Consider the following 17,649-nt stretch of genomic DNA (forward strand, 5'->3'; position numbering starts at 1 on the left):
AACGGACCCGCTGCCCAAGGCAGCGGGTCCGTCAGAACTTACTTTTCTGTGCTCTTGCTCAGGCGTTGAGCGAGGTGCCCGTCGAACGGAGGTTCTCGCAGGCCTCGGCGACGCGCTGGGCCATGCCGGCCTCGGCGGCCTTGCCCCAGGCGCGGGGGTCGTAGGCCTTCTTGTTGCCGACCTCGCCGTCGATCTTCAGCACGCCGTCGTAGTTGCTGAACATGTGCGCGGCGGCCGGGCGGGTGAACGCGTACTGCGTGTCGGTGTCGACGTTCATCTTGATCACGCCGTTGTCGACCGCGGCCCGGATCTCCTCCAGGGTCGAGCCGGAGCCGCCGTGGAAGACCAGGTCGAACGGGCTCTCCTTGCCGACCTTCGCGCCGACCGCGTCCTGGATCTCCTTCAGGATCTCCGGACGCAGCTTGACCGAACCCGGCTTGTAGACGCCGTGCACGTTGCCGAAGGTGAGCGCGGTCAGGTAGCGGCCGTTCTCGCCGGTGCCGAGCGCCTCGACCGTGGCCAGGCCGTCCTCGACGGTCGTGTACAGCTTGTCGTTGATCTCGTTCGCGACGCCGTCCTCCTCACCGCCGACGACGCCCACCTCGATCTCCAGCACGATCCTGGCCGCGTGCGCGCGGGCCAGCAGGTCCTTGGCGATCTCGAGGTTCTCGTCCAGCGGAACGGCCGAGCCGTCCCACATGTGCGACTGGAACAGCGGGTTCTCGCCGCGGGCGACGCGCTCGGCGGAGATCTCCAGCAGCGGCCGGACGAAGCCGTCCAGCTTGTCCTTCGGGCAGTGGTCGGTGTGCAGCGCGATGTTGACGCCGTAGTTCTTCGCGACCTCGTGCGCGTAGGCGGCCAGCGCGACCGAGCCGGTGACCATGTCCTTGATCGTCGAGCCGGACAGGTACTCCGCACCGCCGGTGGAGACCTGGACGATGCCGTCCGAGCCCGCCTCGGCGAAGCCGCGGATCGCGGCGGTCAGCGTCTGCGACGAGCTGACGTTGATGGCCGGGTAGGCGAAGCGGTTCTGCTTGGCCTTGTCCAGCATCTCGGCGTAGACCTCAGGGGTGGCAATAGGCATGTCTCGCGGTACTCCTCACAGCAAAGTTCATGTGGGTTGTAGCTCCAGTATTGCGGCCGGGCACCTCGTCGTACTCGGCGGGCCACCTGCTGAGCCGGCCGGGTGACCGGGGAGCGAACAGCAGGGAACAGACCAGTGACCCAACAGGACAGGTCCAGTTGGATCAGGTGGAGGAACCGGTCCGCGGGCCACGCGGGGTGAGGGCCATGTGCAACCGGTAGCGGTCGGCGCGGTAGGCCGACCAGGACAGCTCGACGACCTTGCGGCCGGCGAAGGTCGTGCGCTCGAGGACCAGCAGGGGTGCCCGCCGGGCCACGCCGAGCACCCGGGCGACATGACCGTCGGCGTTGTCCGCCCGGACGGTCTGCTCACCCGAGGTGACGACGACGTCGTACTCGCTGGCGAAGACGTCGTACAGGGTGCCGAGCTCGCGGCCGAGCAGGCCGGGGAAGAGCGCGGACGGGTAGTACCCGACCTCGTAGGCCATCGGGGAGGCGTCGGCCGTGCGCAACCGCTCGACCCGGATCACCTTCGTGCCCTTCGCGACCCGCAGCCCCTTGGCCGTCTCGTCGGAGGCCTCGATCTCGGTGGCCGACAGCACCACCGTGCCGGGCTCCAGCCCCCGGGCCCGCATCTCGCGGGAGAACGAGGTCAGGTGCAGCTGGGAGTCGACCTGCGGCCCGGTGACGAAGGTCCCCTTGCCGTGCACGCGTTCCAGCGCGCCGGACTCGACCAGATCGCTGATCGCCTGCCGGACGGTCACCCGGGAAACGTTCAGCTTGTCCACCAGGGCGCGCTCGGACGGGATCGGGTCGCCGGGGTGCAGCTCGACGTCGATCAGCCGTTCCAGCACCGACCGGACCTGGGCCCGCTTGGTAGCCACCATCGAAACTCGATCCTCCAGACCATCGGCGTTGCCCGCGGGGGTGCCCCGGACGACCGCTCACTGCTATCGTGCGCAGCATACCTGTTAAGACCAGATAGGACCAGTGATCCCAGTGGTGTCTGTCCCCGCCCCTGCCACCCAGATGGCACGCGAGATCGCCGAGCAGCCGGCCGCCTTGGCCGCGACGTTCGAGCACGTGCTGCCCAGCCGGCACGATGTCACCCGGCTCGCGGCCGGGCGCCGGAACGTGATCTTTCTCGCCCGGGGCTCGTCCGACAACGCCGGGGTCTACGGCCGCTACCTGACCGAGATCCACGCCGGCCGGCAGGCCTCGCTCGCGGCGCCGTCCGTGGCGACGCTGTACGGCGCGAACCTCGACCTGTCGAACTCGCTGGTCGTCGCGGTCAGCCAGTCCGGCGCCACGCAGGAGATCGTCGACACCGCGGAGTGGGCCAAGCGGAACGGGGCCGCGATCGTTGGGATCACCAACGATGCGGACAGCCCGCTGGCGTCGACCGCCGATGTCGCGCTGATCACGCAGGCCGGCCAGGAGCTGGCGGTGCCGGCGACGAAGACGTACACGACGCAGCTCGCAGCGATCACGGTCGCTGTCGACGCGCTGGCGCAGAAGCCGGGGACGCTGGACGCCGATATCGCTCGCGTCCCCGACGCTGCGGCGAAGATGCTCGAAGGCTCGGTTGAGGCCGCTGCTGACCTGCTCGCCGGTGCTCATGACGTCCTCTCCAGTGGTCGAGGCTTGACCTTCGGCACCACCCTTGAGGTCGCCCTCAAGCTCGAGGAGACCTGCCTGCAGCCGGTCCGGGGCCTTTCGTACGCCGACCTCAAGCACGGCCCCATCGCGGTCGTCGACGCCGACCTCGTCACCATCCTGGTCGCCGCCGCCGACGGCCCGGCGCTGCCCGGCATGACCGAGCTCGCCTCGATCGTCCGCGAGAAGGGCAGCAAGATCCTCGGCATCGGCGGCGACGCCAAGTTCGCCTCCCTCTGCGACGTGAACCTGGCCGGCCCGGATCTCCCCGAAACCCTCGCCCCACTGGCGCTGGTGATCCCCGCCCAACGAGCCATCGAAGCCCTAGCCCGCAAACTCGGCCTCGACCCCGACGCCCCCCGAGGCCTCCGCAAGGTCACCCAGACAGACTGACCGCCCGAGCTACAGCCCGGCACGCGTGCGGCCGGAAACAGTTGTTGACGAGGTAGCCGCCCGGCGGGTCGCCGGGCGGCGGGCGCTCGGCGACCATGCGGCCGGAAACGTCCCCTGCGGCTGATGCCGCGGCGGCCGGAAAACAGAAGTTGACGAGGTGGCCGACCGTCGGGTCGCCGGGCGGCGGCGCCCGGCGTCCATGCGGCCGGAGACGTCCCCTATGGCTGATGCCGCGGCGGCCGGAACAGATGTTGCGGGGTAACCGGCGCAGTTGTGGCGAGGTAGTCGGCGGCAGGTGGCCGGGGCGGGGCGGGGGCGTGGTGGTCGGCGCAGCTGTGGCGAGGTAGTCGGCGACAGGTGGCGCGGGGGCCGGATGTGGCGGTCGGCGCAGCTATCGCGAAGTAGCCGGCGGCAGGTGGCGCCGGGCGGGGACTGGGCGTGGCTGTCGGCGCACCTGTGGTAGGTAGTCGGCGGCAGTGGCGCGAGGACCGGGTGTTGTGGTCGGCACAGCTGTTGCGAAGCGGTCGGCGGCAGGTGCTCGGGCTGACGCCCCTCGCTTCCTGGTTCGCGCCCGGAAGCGGGGCGCTCAGATGCGGCCTCGTTGGCGTAGGGCGGTGCCGATTTGTTCTGCGCAGGCCCGCAAGGGTTTGAGGGTCTCCGTCTTGAGGGCTGACTTGGTGCTGCGGGACGCGTGGGCCGAGACGTTCAGGGCGGCAGCTGCTCGGCCGCGGGAGTCCAGGATCGGGACGGCGATCGATCGCAGGCCCAGCTCCAGCTCCTGGTCGACCAGGGCGTAGCCCTCCTCACCGGCCCGGCGCACCGCGTCGCGCAGTTCGCTCGGTGAGGTCAGGGTGTGCTCGGTGTGCTGCTCGGTCTCCACCGACTCCACGTACGCCGTCAGCTCGTTCTCGGGAAGCCCGGCGAGCAGCACCCGGCCCATCGACGTCGCGTACGCCGGCAGCCGGGCTCCGACGCCCAGTGCGACCGTCATGATCCGCCGCGTCGGCACGCGGGCGACGTACACGATGTCGGGCAGGTCCAGTGTCGCGATCGAGCAGGATTCGCGGGTCTGCGCGCTCAGCTCCTCCATGAAGGGCCCGGCGATGTCGCCCAGGTCCAGCGACGACAGGTACGCCCAGCCCAGCGCCAGCACGCGCGGCGTCAGCGCGAAGCGCCGTCCGTCGCTGCGCACGTACCCGAGCTGCTCCAGCGTCAGCAGGATCCGCCGGGCGGTCGCGGGCGTGATGCCGACGTCGCGGGCGACCTCGCTGAGCGTCAGCGACGGCGTGTCCGCCGAGAACGCACGGATCACCGCCAGCCCACGCTCGAGCCCCTGCAGGAACGTGCCTGTGGACGCGTCACCGGACATCGGCTAGCCTTTTCGTTGAAAGAAGAACTTTTCGCTGAGCGAAATCCTAGCGGAGCTTCGATGCCGAGTCCAGTTCCTCTCACCGACGCCGTCGCCGAGCACGTGCACGACGGGGACACCGTCGCGCTCGAGGGCTTCACGCACCTGATCCCGTTCGCCGCCGCGCACGAGATCGCCCGTCAGGGCCGTCGCCATCTGACCCTGGTCCGGATGACGCCGGACCTCGTCTACGACCAGCTGATCGGGCTCGGCGTCGCCGACAAGCTCGTCTTCTCGTACGGCGGCAACCCGGGCGTCGGCTCACTCCACCGGCTGCGCGACGCCGTCGAGAACGCCTGGCCGCACCCGCTCGCGGTGCACGAGCACAGCCACGCCGGGCTCGCGAACGCGTACTCGGCCGGCGCCGCGCGGCTGCCGTTCGCCGTACTGCGGGGCTACCGCGGCACCGATCTCGAGCAGCAGCGCGACATCATCTCCAGGGTCACCTGCCCGTTCACCGGCGAGGAACTGGCCGCGGTGAAGGCGGTCAACCCCGACGTCACCGTGATCCACGCGCAGCTCGCCGACCGCGACGGCAACGTGATGCTCTGGGGCATCACCGGCGTCCAGCGCGAGGCCGTGCTGGCGGCGGACCGGGCGATCGTCACCGTCGAGGAGGTCGTCGACGAGTTCCCCGAGCGGACCGGCGCGGTGATCCTGCCGAGCTGGGTGCTCGCCGCGGTCTGCGTCGTGCCGAACGGCGCCTGGCCGTCGTACGCCGCCGGCTACTCGGTACGCGACAACGACTTCTACCAGCGCTGGGACGCGATCGCGCGGGACCGGGAGTCCTTCCTGGCCTGGGCCGCGGAGAACGACCTGAAGGAGAGCGCCGATGTCTGAGTGGGACAGCGCCGAGATGATGAACGTCGCGGCCGCGCGCGAGCTGTACGACGGCGACGTCTGCCTGGTCGGGGTCGGGCCGCCGAACCTCGCGGCCAATCTCGCGCGCCACACGCACGCGCCGAACTGCCGGCTGGTCTACGAATCGGGAGCGATCGACGCGAAGCCGCGGCGGCTGCCGCTGTCGATCGGCGACGACGACCTGGCCGCGACCGCGACCGCGGTGGTGTCGGTGCCGGAGATGTTCAACTTCTGGGTCGGCGCCGGACGGATCGACGTCGGGTTCCTCGGCGCCGCTCAGCTCGACCGGTTCGGCAATATCAACACCACGGTGATCGGCGACCACGCGCACCCGAAGGTGCGGCTGCCCGGAGCGGGCGGCGCGCCGGAGATCGCGGCGGCCGCGCGGCGGGTGATCGTGATCGTGAAGCAGTCGCCGCGGACGTTCGTGGAGACCGTCGACTTCGTCTCCTCGGTCGGTTACGGGCCGACCGGGCAGGAACGTGAGGCGCCCGGCGCGGGGCCGACGCTCGTGATCACCGATCATGGCGTACTGGAGCCGGATCCGGTGACGCACGAGCTGACGATGACGCGGTTGCATCCTGGGGTGACGGTCGAGCAGGCGGTCGCGGCGACGGGGTGGACGCTGAAGGTTGCCGACAGCATCGAAGAGGTGCCGGCGCCGACCGAGCACGAGCTGACCGTACTGCGGAAGCTGCGCGACCGGGAGCCGATCGATGCCTGAATCCTTTGTGCACACGGGGTTTTCGAGCCGGGTGGTCTTCGGGGCTGGGACGTTGGACCAAGTTGCCGTCGAGGTGGAACTACTTGAGATCTCGAGAGCGCTGATAATTGCTACGGGGTCTGCTCGGGACTCGGCGGATGTTGTCCAGCTGGGCCTCGGGGATCGGTTCGCGGGGCGGATCGACGAGGTGCGGCAGCACGTGCCGATCGAGCGGGCCGAGGCGGCGCGGTCGAAAGCCGAGGAGATCAAGGCGGACGGGATCGTGGCGATCGGCGGTGGGTCCGCGATCGGGCTGGCGAAGGCGATCGCGCTCACCAGCGGACTGCCGATCGTCGCCGTACCGACCACGTACGCCGGGTCGGAGATGACGCCGGTCTGGGGCCAGACCGCCGACGGCAGCAAGACCACCGGCACCGATCTCGCCGTACTCCCCCGGACCGTCGTCTACGATCCCGTGCTCAGCCGCGGCCTGCCGCTCGCCGTCACCGCGGCCAGCGTCGCGAACGCGCTGGCCCACTGCGTCGAGGCCACCTGGACGGTCAAGGCCGATCCGATCACCGAGGTCACCGCGGTCGAAGGCGCACGGGCCCTGCGCGACGGGCTGCTCGCCGTCATCGAGGACCTGCACGATTTGGATGCCCGAGGCAACCTTCTGTACGGCGCAAGCCTGGCCGGATCGGCACTGGCCTCGGCCGGGACCGGCCTGCACCACAAGCTCTGCCACCTGCTCGGCGGCACCTACGGCCTCCCCCACGCCGAGACGCACGCGGCAGTCCTTCCCCACGCCACGGCCTTGAAGGCCGTTCCCCGGGCGAGAGCCCGCTTGGAAGCCGCACTGCAGACCGACGATCTGGCGACCGGCTTGTACGACCTGTTCACCACGGCCGGCGTCCCGACCAGCCTGCACGCCCTGGGGCTGACCGAGGACCAGCTGAAGGAAGCCATCCACACCTTCGCGGAGAGCAACCCGACGCTGATCGACGAGCCCGCCCTGACCGCACTGCTCACCCGCGCCTGGGCCGGTGAACGACCCGCGGAAGGGAGCACCCCATGAAGTCCGCCTCCTTGTACGACGCGGTCCGCACCCCGGTCGGCAAACTGGGCGGTGCGCTGTCCGGCGGGCGCCCTGACGATCTCGCCGCCGTCACCTTGCGCGAACTACTGGTCCGCCATCCCGGTCTCGACCCAGCCGAGATCGACGACGTGTTCCTCGGGAACGCCAACGGCGCCGGGGAGGAGAACCGGGACGTCGCACGGATGGCCGCACTGCTGGCGGGCTTCCCCCCGAGCGTCCCCGGTACGACGGTCAACCGTCTCTGCGGATCAGGCCTCGAAGCAGCGATCCAAGCAGCACGAGCAATCGAGACCGGCGACGCGGGACTGGTCGTCGCCGGCGGCGTCGAGTCGATGAGCCGCGCGCCCTGGGTGCTGCCGAAGCCCGACAGGGCCTTCCCACACGGGAACATGACCGCGGAGTCGACCTCGCTCGGCTGGCGGCTGATCAACCCACGCATGCCGAAGGAGTGGACCGTCTCCCTCGGCGAGGCGACCGAGCAGCTCGCCGAGAAGTACGGCGTCACCCGCGAGGCGCAGGACCTGTTCGCCCTGGAGTCGCACGAGAAGGCCGCGAAGGCCTGGGCGGCCGGGACGTTCGACAGCGAGATCGTGCCCTGGGAGCAGCTCGCCCCGATCCTGCCCAGAACAGCCAACAAGCTGACCCGCGACGAATCGATCCGCGAGGGCGGCACCCCCGAGGTGATGGCCAAGCTCCAACCGGCCTTCCGCGACGGCGGCACGGTCACCGCAGGCAACGCCTCGACCCTGAACGACGGCGCGTCCGCCGTACTGATCGGTGACGAGCAGACCGCGCAGCGCCTCGGCATCAACCCGCTGGCCCGGATCGTCAGCCGTGGAGTGCACGGCGTCGAGCCGCAGTACTTCGGCATCGGCCCGGTCGAGGCGTCCCGCAAGGCGCTCGCGAAGGCCGGCATCGGCTGGGACGACCTGAAGCTGGTCGAGCTGAACGAGGCGTACGCCGCGCAGAGCCTGGCCTGCCTGGGCGAGTGGCCCGAGCTGGACCGCGCGAAGGTCAACGTGAACGGCGGAGCGATCGCGCTCGGTCACCCGCTGGGCAGCTCCGGCACACGGATTCTCACCACCCTCGCGCACGAGTTGCACCGGCGCGGCGGTGGCTACGGTCTGGCGACGCTGTGCATCGGCGTCGGCCAGGGACTGGCGATGGTGATCGAGGCATGAGGAGCGAAGGCATGAGCGACAACCTGACCGACGAGGTGGTGGCGAGTTTCGACGGCAGTCCGGACGCGCGGACCAAGGACGTGATGGGTGCGCTGGTCCGGCACCTGCACGCGTTCGCGCGCGAGGTCGACCTGACCGAGGAGGAGTACTTCCGCGGGATCGACTTCCTGACCCGGACCGGGCAGATCTCGACCGCGACCCGGCAGGAGTTCGTGCTGCTGGCCGACGTCCTCGGGCTGTCGATGCTGACGGTCGGCCTGGATGCGAAGCTCCCGGCCGAGGCGACCGCGGCGACCGTCTTCGGCCCGTTCTTCGTCGAGGGCTCCCCGGCGTACGCGCTCGGCGACGACATCGCCAACGGCGCCCCCGGTACGCCGTGCCTGGTGAGCGGCCGCGTCCTGGACACCAAGGGTCAGCCGATCGGCGGCGCGCTGCTGGAGACCTGGCAGGCCGACGAGGACGGCTTCTACGACGTCCAGAAGGACCTCGACTCGCCCCAGAACCGCGGCCACTTCACGACCGATGCCGAGGGCAACTTCTCGTTCTGGTCGGTCCGCCCGGTCGCCTACCCGATCCCGGACGACGGCCCGGTCGGCGAGCTGCTCCGCGCGGGCGGCCGTGGTCCGATGCGGCCGGCGCACATCCACTTCATGGTCACCGCGCCCGGCTTCGCGCGCCTGATCACGCACGTGTTCGCGGCCGGTGACGAGCACCTCGTCGACGACGCCGTGTTCGGCGTGAAGGACTCGCTGATCGCCGAGTTCACCGAGCACCCGGCCGGGACGGCGCCGGACGGCCGCGTGGTCTATCAGGCCTGGGCCGCGGTGCACTACGACCTCGTTCTGGCCACCACCGAGGAGACGCTGTGACCGATTCCTTCGAGACCGACGTCCTGATCGTCGGCACCGGCCCGGCCGGTGGTGCCGCGTCGCTGTTCCTGTCGTCGTACGGCGTCGACAACGTCGTCCTGACCCGCTACCGCTGGACCGCGAACACCCCGCGGGCGCACATCACCAACCAGCGCACGGTCGAGTTGATGCGGGACATGGGCATCGAGGACCAGATCACCGACAAAGGCACCGAGCATGCGCTGATGGGCCAGACCGCCTTCTGCACCAGCCTCGCCGGCGAGGAGATCGGCCGGATCCGCACCTGGGGAACGCACCCGCGCCGCCTGGCCGACTACACCGAGGCGTCGCCGACGCTGCCGTGCGATCTCCCGCAGACGTTGTTCGAGCCGATCCTGGTCAGTACGGCGGCCAGCCGCGGCGCACGCGTCCGGTTCGACACGGAGTACCTGTCGCTGGAGCAGGACGCGGACGGCGTCACCGCGCACGTGCGGGACCGGCTCAGCGGGTCGGAGTACGACATCCGGGCCAAGTACCTGATCGGCGCGGACGGCGGCCGGAGCAAGGTCGCGCAGGACATCGGGCTGCCGATGGCCGGTCAGATGGACGTCGAGGGCTCGATGAACATCGTCTTCGAGGCCGACCTGTCGAAGTACGTCGCGCACCGGCCGAGCGTCCTGTACTGGGTGCTGCAGCCGGGTGCGCAGATCGGCGGCATCGGCGCCGGGCTGATCCGGATGGTCCGCCCGTGGAACGAGTGGCTGATCGTCTGGGGCTACGACATCAACCAGCCGCCGCCGGTGGTCGACGAGGCGATGGCGACCGAGATCGTGCACAACCTGGTGGGTGACGACACGATCGACGTGAAGCTCAAGGGCACGTCGGTCTGGAGCGTCAACCACATGTACGCCGAGCAGGCGTCGGTCGGCCGGGTGTTCTGCATGGGCGACGCGATCCACCGGCACCCGCCGAGCAACGGGCTGGGTTCGAACACGTCGATCCAGGACGCGTACAACCTGGCCTGGAAGCTGTCGCTGGTGCTGAAGGGCCAGGCGGCGCCGTCGCTGCTGGCGTCGTACGACGAGGAGCGGGTGCCGATCGCGCGGCAGATCGTCGAGCGGGCGAACAAGAGCCGCACGCAGTTCGGGCAGATCTTCCGCGCGCTCGGGATGACACCGGACGCGCCAGCCGGGCGGACGATCGAGTCCCGCAAGGACGACACTCCCGAGGGCGTTGCCCAGCGCAACGAACTGCGGGAGGCGATCGAGCTGAAGGACTACGAGTTCAACGCGCACGGGGTCGAGCTCGGCCAGCGCTACGCGTCGTCGGCCGTCGTGCCGGACGGGACGGCCGAACCGGCGTACGAGCGGGATGCCGAGCTGTACTACCACCCGACCACCTGGCCGGGCGCGCGGATCCCGCACTGCTGGCTGACTCGCGGCTCCGAGACGGTCTCGACGCTCGACGTGGTCGGCAAGGGGCGCTTCACGGTGCTGACCGGGATCGGCGGTGAGTCGTGGGTGAAGGCCGCGCAGGCGGTCTCGGAATCGCTCGGTCTGCCGATCGAGGCCGCGGTGGTCGGGCCTGGACGGGAGCTCGAGGATCTGTACGGCGACTGGGCGCGGCTGCGGGAGATCCCGGACAACGGGTGCCTGGTTGTTCGGCCGGACGCGCACATCGCCTTCCGGTCCAGTGAGCTGCCGGAGGACCCGACCGAGACGCTGCGGCAGGCGTTCGGCGCGATCCTAGGTCGTTAGTTTCCAGCTGTGCGGTGGCACTTCCAAGGGGAAGTGGTAGGGCTCGTCGCTCACGTTGAGCAGCAGGGTGAGGCTCTGGCCTTCGGCTGATGACTTGAGTGCGACGGCTTCGTTGCTGAGGTGCTCGACGGTCGTCCGCGCCCTGACCAGCCAGGGGTTGCGCCGCCGTACGCCGATCAGTTCCTGGTAGAGCGGATCGGGCTTGCCGGGCTTGTCCGGGAACTGCTGACGGATCGCGTCGTCGCCGCCTTCGCGATCTTCCTTGACGCCCTGCCAGCCGAACTCGTCCCCGGCGTACACGCTTGGAACGCCCGCGATCGTGAAGAGGATCGCGACGGCGTGCCCGACGTGGCGCTCGTCGCTGAGCTGGCTGGCGATCCGGGTGACGTCGTGGTTGCCGACGAAGGTCTGCGGGACGAACGTGTCCAGCAACTGGTCGTGGCGCTCCACGGCGTGGGCGAGCTCGTAGAAGTTGCCGTCGTTCAGCGAGCTCCAGATCGCCTTCCACAGTTCGTACTGCGTGATCGAGTCGAGCGTGCTCTCCTGCGCGTACGCCGCGTAGTCGCCGTGGATCAGCTCACCGAAGAACCACGCCTCCGGGTACCGCGCGCGGACCTCGGCCAGCACGTCCCGCCAGAACGAGGCCGGTACGGCGTACGCCGCGTCCAGCCGCCAGGCGTCGACGCCGCGCGCCATCCAGTGCGTCATCACGTCGACGACGTACTGGCGGACGGCGGGCAGATCGTGGTCGAGGGCAACCAAATGCTCGTGCCCCTCGAAGGACGCGAGCCCCTCGTCGGTCCGGCGGAACCACTCGTGCGGACCGGCGAACGACCGCGCGACGTGGTTGAAGACACCGTCCAGCGCCACCCGTAGACCCCGCGCGTGCGCCGCAGCGACGAGCTGGTCGAAGTCCTCGTCGGTGCCGAGCCGCGGGTCGATCCGGAAGTGGTCGATCGTGTCGTAGCCGTGCGTCTCGGACGCGAACACCGGGCCGAGCAGCAGGCCGGAGCAGCCCAGCTCGATCGCGTGGTCGAGCCAGTCCTCCAGCCGGCCGAACCGGTGGTGCGGTTCGTCGGTCAGGTCAGCCAGAGCCCGCTCGGCGCCGGTGAAGCCGAGCGGATACACGTGCCACCAGATCGCATGGTCGGTCCACATCCGACGACCGTACTCCGCCGACATGGCGGCTGCGATCAGGCCACCTGATCGTTGGCCTGCAGGTGCCGCGCCAGCGCTGCCGCCTCGTCGGTCTCGGCCTCGATCAGCATCAGCATCGCGCGCCGGGACGCCTCGTCGGAGGCGTCGAGCGCGGCCGCCGTCAGCGCGCGCACGGTCGCCAGCTCGTGGATCAGCTCCCGCCAGATCTGTGCCGTCTCCCGCACCGCCGCCGGCGGCACCACCGCGATCTCCTGCAGCTCTTCCGGTCGATGCGCATACAGGCCAGAACTCACCGTGTCTCCCCCACGTCGTCGCTCACCCGGTACGGCACGCCACAGCGGCGAGCCGTCCCCTCCCGAGTTGGGACTGACTTCCGCATCTCACAACGGCGCAGCAGGCCGGAGAGTTACGGGCGCATCACAGAAAACACAGCTGTGTCTCGGGTTTCAGGATCGCCCGCGGCACGGGAGCCCTCACGGCTCCTGCTGGAAGGTGTGGCGGCGGATCCAGGCGTGCATGGCGATCGCCGCCGCCGCGCTGGCGTTGATCGAGCGCGTCGAGCCGTACTGGGCGATGTTCAGGACGTCGGTGCAGATCTCGTGGGCGGCCTCGGTCAGGCCGGGGCCCTCCTGGCCGAACAGCAGAATGCAGGCCTCGGGGAGCTGGTAGGTCTCCAGCGGCAGCGACCCGGGCAGGTTGTCGATGCCGATCACCGGGACGCCCTGCTCCTCGGCGTACGCCGCGAGGTCGGCCAACTGGGGGTGGTGACGGACATGCTGGTAGCGGTCCGTCACCATCGCGCCGCGGCGGTTCCACTTCCGGTGGCCGACGATGTGCACCTCGCGGGCCAGGAACGCGTTCGCGGTCCGGACGACCGAGCCGATGTTCAGGTCGTGCTGCCAGTTCTCGATCGCGACGTGGAACGGGTGCCGCCGGGCGTCCAGGTCCTCGACGATCGCCTCCAGCCGCCAGTACCGGTACTTGTCCACCACGTTGCGGCGGTCGCCCTCGGCGAGCAGCTCCGGATCGAGCCTCGGATCAGCCGGTACGTCGCCCGGCCAGGGGCCGACCCCGACCTCCGCCGTACCGACCTGATCGGCTCCGACCAGGTCAGCAGCACTGTCACGATTCGCTGAATGCACAGGTGGGGACGCTACCCTGTCGGCGTGCTGATACAGATGGCGATGCTGATGCCGAACTGGATGGACCCGGAGTTCCTGCTGAACTGGCTGGGCGACTGGGCTCTGTGGGGCACCGCCGCGGTGATCTTCATCGAGTGCGGACTGCTGTTCCCGATCCTGCCCGGTGACTCGCTGCTGTTCGCGGTCGGCCTGTTCGTCGCCCTCGGCACGATCGACGTCCCGCTCTGGCTGGCCTGCGTGGTGCTCACCATCGCCGCCTTCCTGGGCAACGTGTCCGGCTACTACATCGGCCGGGCGCTCGGGACGACGCTGTTCAAGAACCCGAACGCGAAGTTCCTCAAGCCCAAGTACATCGAGGACACCCACGCGTTCTTCGACAAGTACGGCCCGCGCGCACTGGTGCTGGCCCGGTTCGTGCCGATCGTGCGCACCTTCATCACCGTCACCGCCGGCGCCGGCCGGATGGATCCCCGCAAGTTCTTCTTCTGGACCGGCATCGGCGCCGTCCTGTGGGGCACCGGCGTCACCCTGCTCGGCCACGCACTCGGCCGGATCAAGTTCATCCACGAGAACCTCGAGTCGGCCCTGATCCTGCTGGTCCTCATCTCGATCATCCCGATGGTCGTCGAGTACGTCCTGGCCAAACGCCGCGCGAAGGCCCACGACAACGGCGCCGGCCACGACGACCGCTACGACACCGAAGCCGAGCGCACCGCGGTGATGGAGAAGATCAACAACGAGTGACTTCCCCTAGCGGGGCACTGTGCTCAATGGGCGAAGGGGAAGTGCGGGTCGGACCAGACGTAGTCCGTGCTCAGGCTGATCAGGGCGGCTACGGCGACCTCGCCGTACGGTAGTGGCCCGATCACCTGGCCGGAGCCGAGTGAGCAGGCCACTCGGATTCGGTCCACCGCCTGGTACCAGACCAGCGCCCCCCGTGGCGCCGCGCCCTCGCGGAGGAGGGCGTGGTGATCGAGCCACTGCAACGCGTCGGCGGAGTCGTGCCAACCGCTGTCGTTGGCGTAGCCGAAGGCCATGCGCTGGAACTTCAGGGTCCACTCCTGCCAGGCGGTGGAGCCGACGCGCTCCAGTTGCCAGTCCAGTGCGGACTCGGTGTCCCTCGGGTTCGCGACCCGTTCTGCCATCTGCCGCTCCATCAGCTTCCCCTCCCCCATGGCGAGGTTCAGCCTTCAGCACCCGCATACAGCATTCGTACATTCAAATTCTTGACTACCTGCTGGGCCTCGGCCACCCGGGCGTCGTTGCCGATCTGCTGCCAGGCACGCACCGCGCGGTTCAGGTATCGCCGGGCGAAGTCGCTGTTGCCGGTGGTCGCGTGCAACCGGCCGAGCTGGTACGCCGCCTCGCCCTCGACGCTACGGTCGCCGAGCCGGTGGCCGATCTCGATCGCGTCGAGCAGCATCTTGCGGGCCGCCGCGTCCTCACCGACCGCGACCAGCGCCTTCCCGAGATCGGCCCGCGCGTACGCCGCGCAGTGGTCGTCACCGATCTTGGTGAAGATCGCCAGCGACGCCTGCAGCTGGCGGACCGCCTGCTCCGGCCGGCCCTGGTGAGACCGCAGGGTGGCGATCCGCCGTCGGACCTTGGCCTCCCGGTGCCGGTCGCCACGGCGTACGCCGAGCAGGAACGCCTCGGCCAGGTAGCGCCCGGCGGTCACCGTGTCGTCGCGGGCCAGCCAGATCGACGCGGCCGCGCTGCGGGCCACCGCCTCGCCGTTGGCGTCGCCGACCTCGACGAACGCCCGGACGGCGTTCTCGTAGTGGGTCAGCCCCTCGTCCGGCCGGCCGCGCTCGCGCAGCCACGTCCCGACGCCGACGGCAGCGATGCCGTCACCGAACCGGTCCCCGACCTCGGCGAACAACTCGGCCGAGGTGGTCAGGTGGTGCCAGGCCGGCTCCCAGTCGTCCTGGTATAGCGCTAGCTGGCCGAGGTTGCGGTGCAGGATCGCGGCACCCCGGCGGTCGCCGCAGGCGATCGCGCTGGCGAGACCGGGCTGGTGCGACTCGTTCCAGTCGTCGAAGCCCGCGCGCATGTCGAGGTACGGACCCCAGGCGGCGGCCAGCCGCCAGGCGTGCTCGTGCAGGCCGTTCTGGGCGGCGGCCCGGATGGCCGGTACGAAGCTGCTGCGCTCACTGTCGAACCAGGCGATCGCATCCGTGTCGGTGAACGGCTGCGGGTCCGGTGACAGCAACGGACCCTCGTAGTCGAGGTTGCCGAAGTAGCCGAACGGCAGAGCCGCCGCAGCCCGTCGTACCTTGGCCAGCAGGGCATCGAGCAGTGTGGCCAGGTCCTTCAGCGCGTCGGCCTTCTGGGTCTCGTCGCCGACCCCGATCGCGTGCAACCGCAGCAGGTCGTGCACCCGGTAGCGCGCCTTGCCAGTGGGGTCGATGGAACTGATCTGCACCAGGTTGACCTCGATCAGCCGGTCCAGACTCCGCCGTACGACGGCCGGACTGGCCACCGGCTCCAGCACCCGGGCAGAGAACTCCCCCACCGCGAAGTGGCCGATCAGCCGGTAGAGCCGGGCCTCCTCCGCGCTGAGCGAGTCGTAGCTGAGGTCCGCACTCGTCCGGACGGCCAGCTCGCCGATGGTCAGCTCGTCCAACCGGTGCGTCTCGTCGCGAAGGCGCCGGGCCAGCTCGCTCGCACTCAGGTCGGGCCGCTGGGCCAGACGGCTCGCCACGATCCGGATCGCCAGCGGCAGATTCCCGCAGGCCAGCAGGATCTCCTCGGCCGCCGGTGAGCCTCGGTCGATCCGTCCGGCACCCGCGACGCGCAGGAGCAGCTCGGTGGCCTCCCGGTCGTCGAAGGTATCCAGCGGCATCGGGTCGGCACCAGCCAGGTCCATCAGCCGGTTCCGGCTGGTCACGACGACAGCGGACGCCCCGGTGCCAGGCATCAGCGGAGCGACCTGGCTGGCCGAGGCCACGTCGTCCAGGATGATCAGCACCCGGCGGCTGGCCAGCTCGGAGCGCAGCATCGCGGACCGCCGGTCCGGGTCGGCCGGTACGGCGAAGTCCGGCAGGTTCAGGCTGAGCAGCAGGTCGGTCAGCGCACCGGCCGGATCGCGGGGGTCGGTGGCGCCGCGCATGTCCAGGTAGATCTGCCCGTCCGGGAAGGAATCCCTGACCAGATGGCCCAGGCGCACCGCCAGCGAGCTCTTGCCGGTGCCGGGCGCTCCGGAGATCACCGCGATCGGCGGCCGGACCGGATCGCGTCCGCAGACCAGGTCGCGCAGCTGGTCCAGGTACTCGGCGCGGCCGCTGAAGTCGGCGAGGTCCAGTGGCAGCTGGGACGGCGGCCGTTGCGGGTCGGTCAGAGCCGGCGCCGACATCGGACCGGGCGGCTCGGTGGACGCCGGCTTCGGCGTACGGACTGCTGGGATGCCTGGGTCGGGCCAGTTCGCGGTGTGGCCGTTCTGGGCGCGACCACCGGCCGCCTCGAGTTCCTGGCCCGGCTCGACGCCCAGCTCGTCTGCCAGCGTGCGGACCGCCTTCGAGTACGCCGCTCGCGCCTCGCTGGTCCGGCCGGCCGCCACCAGGGTGTCGATGAGCCGACGCCAGAGCTGTTCGTCGTACGGGTCCTCGGTGAGTCGGTCGCTGAGCAGTACGGCGGCGCCGCCCGGGTCGCCGTACTCGAGACGCAGGTCGAGCAGGCTGTCGACCAGACCGCGGTGCTGCGCTTCCAGACGGGCGATCGAGCCCTCCCAGGCGGAGGAGATGCCCAGGTCGGCCAGTGGGTGGCCGCGCCAGAGGTCGTAGGCGCGGGACAGCACCTGCAGCGCTTGGCGGGTGTCACCGGCGTCGCGCAGGTGGCCGCCCTCGGCCAACAGCGACTCGAACATGCTGGAGTCCAGCTCGTCGACGCCGACCTCGATGCTGTAGCCGGCGGCCGAGGTGTCGATCGGCGCGGGCAGGCCGGCGTCCTGGAGAGCGCCTCTGAGTGCGCGCACGTACGTGCGGATGTTGGCGGTCGCGGAGCGTGGCGGGGAGGTCTCCCAGAGCGCGTCGGCGATCAGGTCGGTGGAGACGAAACGATTCGGGTGGAGCAGGAGCGTGGCGAGCAGCTGGCGGGGCTTACTGGCGCGTAACTGCTGGTTGGAGAGCTGCACGACACGCAGGGGTCCGAGGATCTCGTACCTCAGACTGTCCACTTGGCTGCCCTCTCAACTGTTCCGCTCGCGCCCCATCGTGGCATCCCGGCCTCGGTCCGGGAAGCCTCGGTCCGGATCGATGTACGCACCGATGTACGCCGGATGTATGCGTGCCGGGCAGTCTGGAAGCAGGTACCGGGGGGAGGGCAGGCCCGGGGATGACGGACTAGACGCCGTCGCCCCCGGGCC

At 70.0% G+C, this 17,649-nt stretch carries 16 protein-coding genes; 8 read left to right on the top strand and 8 right to left on the bottom strand.

All coding sequences use genetic code 11. The annotated features are described in order from the left end of the window. Window positions 1-58: 58 nt before the first annotated feature. Both fbaA and HDA39_RS27605 read right to left on the bottom strand, forming a co-directional pair. Window positions 59-1,084: a class II fructose-bisphosphate aldolase gene (fbaA, locus tag HDA39_RS27600; RefSeq protein ID WP_184799972.1), complete on the bottom strand. Its 1,026-nt coding sequence runs from the start codon at window positions 1,082-1,084 to the stop codon at window positions 59-61. A gap of 163 nt (window positions 1,085-1,247) precedes the next feature. Next, window positions 1,248-1,970 (bottom strand): GntR family transcriptional regulator, encoded by a 723-nt coding sequence (locus HDA39_RS27605; RefSeq protein WP_145803939.1) that lies wholly within the window; start codon window positions 1,968-1,970, stop codon window positions 1,248-1,250. A 142-nt stretch (window positions 1,971-2,112) separates the two neighbouring features. Between HDA39_RS27605 and HDA39_RS27610 the strand changes: the two genes are divergently transcribed. Then, on the top strand, window positions 2,113-3,132 hold the full coding sequence (locus tag HDA39_RS27610; protein WP_184799973.1) for an SIS domain-containing protein: 1,020 nt from the start codon (window positions 2,113-2,115) through the stop codon (window positions 3,130-3,132). Window positions 3,133-3,718: 586 nt separating this feature from the next. On the opposite strand, the gene HDA39_RS27615 is transcribed toward HDA39_RS27610, so the two are convergent. Next, complete coding sequence (locus HDA39_RS27615; protein ID WP_184799975.1) at window positions 3,719-4,501, bottom strand: IclR family transcriptional regulator domain-containing protein; 783 nt, start codon at window positions 4,499-4,501, stop codon at window positions 3,719-3,721. 60 nt (window positions 4,502-4,561) lie between these two features. Between HDA39_RS27615 and HDA39_RS27620 the strand changes: the two genes are divergently transcribed. Genes HDA39_RS27620 through HDA39_RS27645 form a run of 6 tightly spaced genes read left to right on the top strand, consistent with a single transcriptional unit; the run spans window position 4,562 to window position 10,986 of the window. Continuing rightward, a complete protein-coding gene (locus tag HDA39_RS27620; RefSeq protein WP_184799977.1) occupies window positions 4,562-5,380 on the top strand; it encodes a CoA transferase subunit A in 819 nt (272 codons plus the stop codon). Then, window positions 5,373-6,125 carry a CoA-transferase subunit beta gene (locus HDA39_RS27625; RefSeq protein ID WP_184799979.1) on the top strand — a complete coding sequence of 251 codons (753 nt, stop codon included), beginning with the start codon at window positions 5,373-5,375 and terminating at the stop codon, window positions 6,123-6,125. Before HDA39_RS27620 ends, HDA39_RS27625 begins: the two co-directional genes overlap by 8 nt. Further along, window positions 6,118-7,179: a maleylacetate reductase gene (locus HDA39_RS27630; RefSeq protein WP_184799981.1), complete on the top strand. Its 1,062-nt coding sequence runs from the start codon at window positions 6,118-6,120 to the stop codon at window positions 7,177-7,179. The genes HDA39_RS27625 and HDA39_RS27630 overlap by 8 nt, the downstream gene beginning before the upstream one ends. Further along, complete coding sequence (locus HDA39_RS27635; RefSeq protein ID WP_184799983.1) at window positions 7,176-8,381, top strand: thiolase family protein; 1,206 nt, start codon at window positions 7,176-7,178, stop codon at window positions 8,379-8,381. Before HDA39_RS27630 ends, HDA39_RS27635 begins: the two co-directional genes overlap by 4 nt. Before the next feature lie 11 nt (window positions 8,382-8,392). Next, window positions 8,393-9,250: an intradiol ring-cleavage dioxygenase gene (locus HDA39_RS27640; RefSeq protein ID WP_184799985.1), complete on the top strand. Its 858-nt coding sequence runs from the start codon at window positions 8,393-8,395 to the stop codon at window positions 9,248-9,250. Then, window positions 9,247-10,986 carry an FAD-dependent monooxygenase gene (locus tag HDA39_RS27645; RefSeq protein ID WP_184799987.1) on the top strand — a complete coding sequence of 580 codons (1,740 nt, stop codon included), beginning with the start codon at window positions 9,247-9,249 and terminating at the stop codon, window positions 10,984-10,986. The genes HDA39_RS27640 and HDA39_RS27645 overlap by 4 nt, the downstream gene beginning before the upstream one ends. On the opposite strand, the gene HDA39_RS27650 is transcribed toward HDA39_RS27645, so the two are convergent. From HDA39_RS27650 to HDA39_RS27660, 3 genes are all read right to left on the bottom strand, one after another. Further along, complete coding sequence (locus HDA39_RS27650; protein ID WP_202893137.1) at window positions 10,975-12,144, bottom strand: alpha-amylase family protein; 1,170 nt, start codon at window positions 12,142-12,144, stop codon at window positions 10,975-10,977. The two genes, HDA39_RS27645 and HDA39_RS27650, sit on opposite strands and share 12 nt — an antisense overlap. Window positions 12,145-12,179: 35 nt before the next feature. Further along, on the bottom strand, window positions 12,180-12,437 hold the full coding sequence (locus HDA39_RS27655; protein ID WP_184799991.1) for a hypothetical protein: 258 nt from the start codon (window positions 12,435-12,437) through the stop codon (window positions 12,180-12,182). A 180-nt stretch (window positions 12,438-12,617) separates the two neighbouring features. Further along, on the bottom strand, window positions 12,618-13,286 hold the full coding sequence (locus HDA39_RS27660) for a TrmH family RNA methyltransferase (protein ID WP_184799993.1): 669 nt from the start codon (window positions 13,284-13,286) through the stop codon (window positions 12,618-12,620). Window positions 13,287-13,310: 24 nt separating this feature from the next. On the opposite strand from HDA39_RS27660, the gene HDA39_RS27665 reads away from it, so the two are divergent. Next, on the top strand, window positions 13,311-14,030 hold the full coding sequence (locus tag HDA39_RS27665) for a DedA family protein (protein WP_337925914.1): 720 nt from the start codon (window positions 13,311-13,313) through the stop codon (window positions 14,028-14,030). Window positions 14,031-14,053: 23 nt separating this feature from the next. Here HDA39_RS27665 and HDA39_RS27670 read toward each other — a convergent pair whose 3' ends face one another. Both HDA39_RS27670 and HDA39_RS27675 read right to left on the bottom strand, forming a co-directional pair. Continuing rightward, on the bottom strand, window positions 14,054-14,431 hold the full coding sequence (locus tag HDA39_RS27670) for a hypothetical protein (RefSeq protein ID WP_184799995.1): 378 nt from the start codon (window positions 14,429-14,431) through the stop codon (window positions 14,054-14,056). A 38-nt stretch (window positions 14,432-14,469) separates the two neighbouring features. Then, window positions 14,470-17,460 carry a BTAD domain-containing putative transcriptional regulator gene (locus tag HDA39_RS27675; RefSeq protein WP_184799997.1) on the bottom strand — a complete coding sequence of 997 codons (2,991 nt, stop codon included), beginning with the start codon at window positions 17,458-17,460 and terminating at the stop codon, window positions 14,470-14,472. Between the last annotated feature and the right edge of the window lie 189 nt (window positions 17,461-17,649).

This window comes from Kribbella italica (assembly GCF_014205135.1).
GTDB classification, from domain to species: Bacteria; Actinomycetota; Actinomycetes; order Propionibacteriales; family Kribbellaceae; genus Kribbella; species Kribbella italica.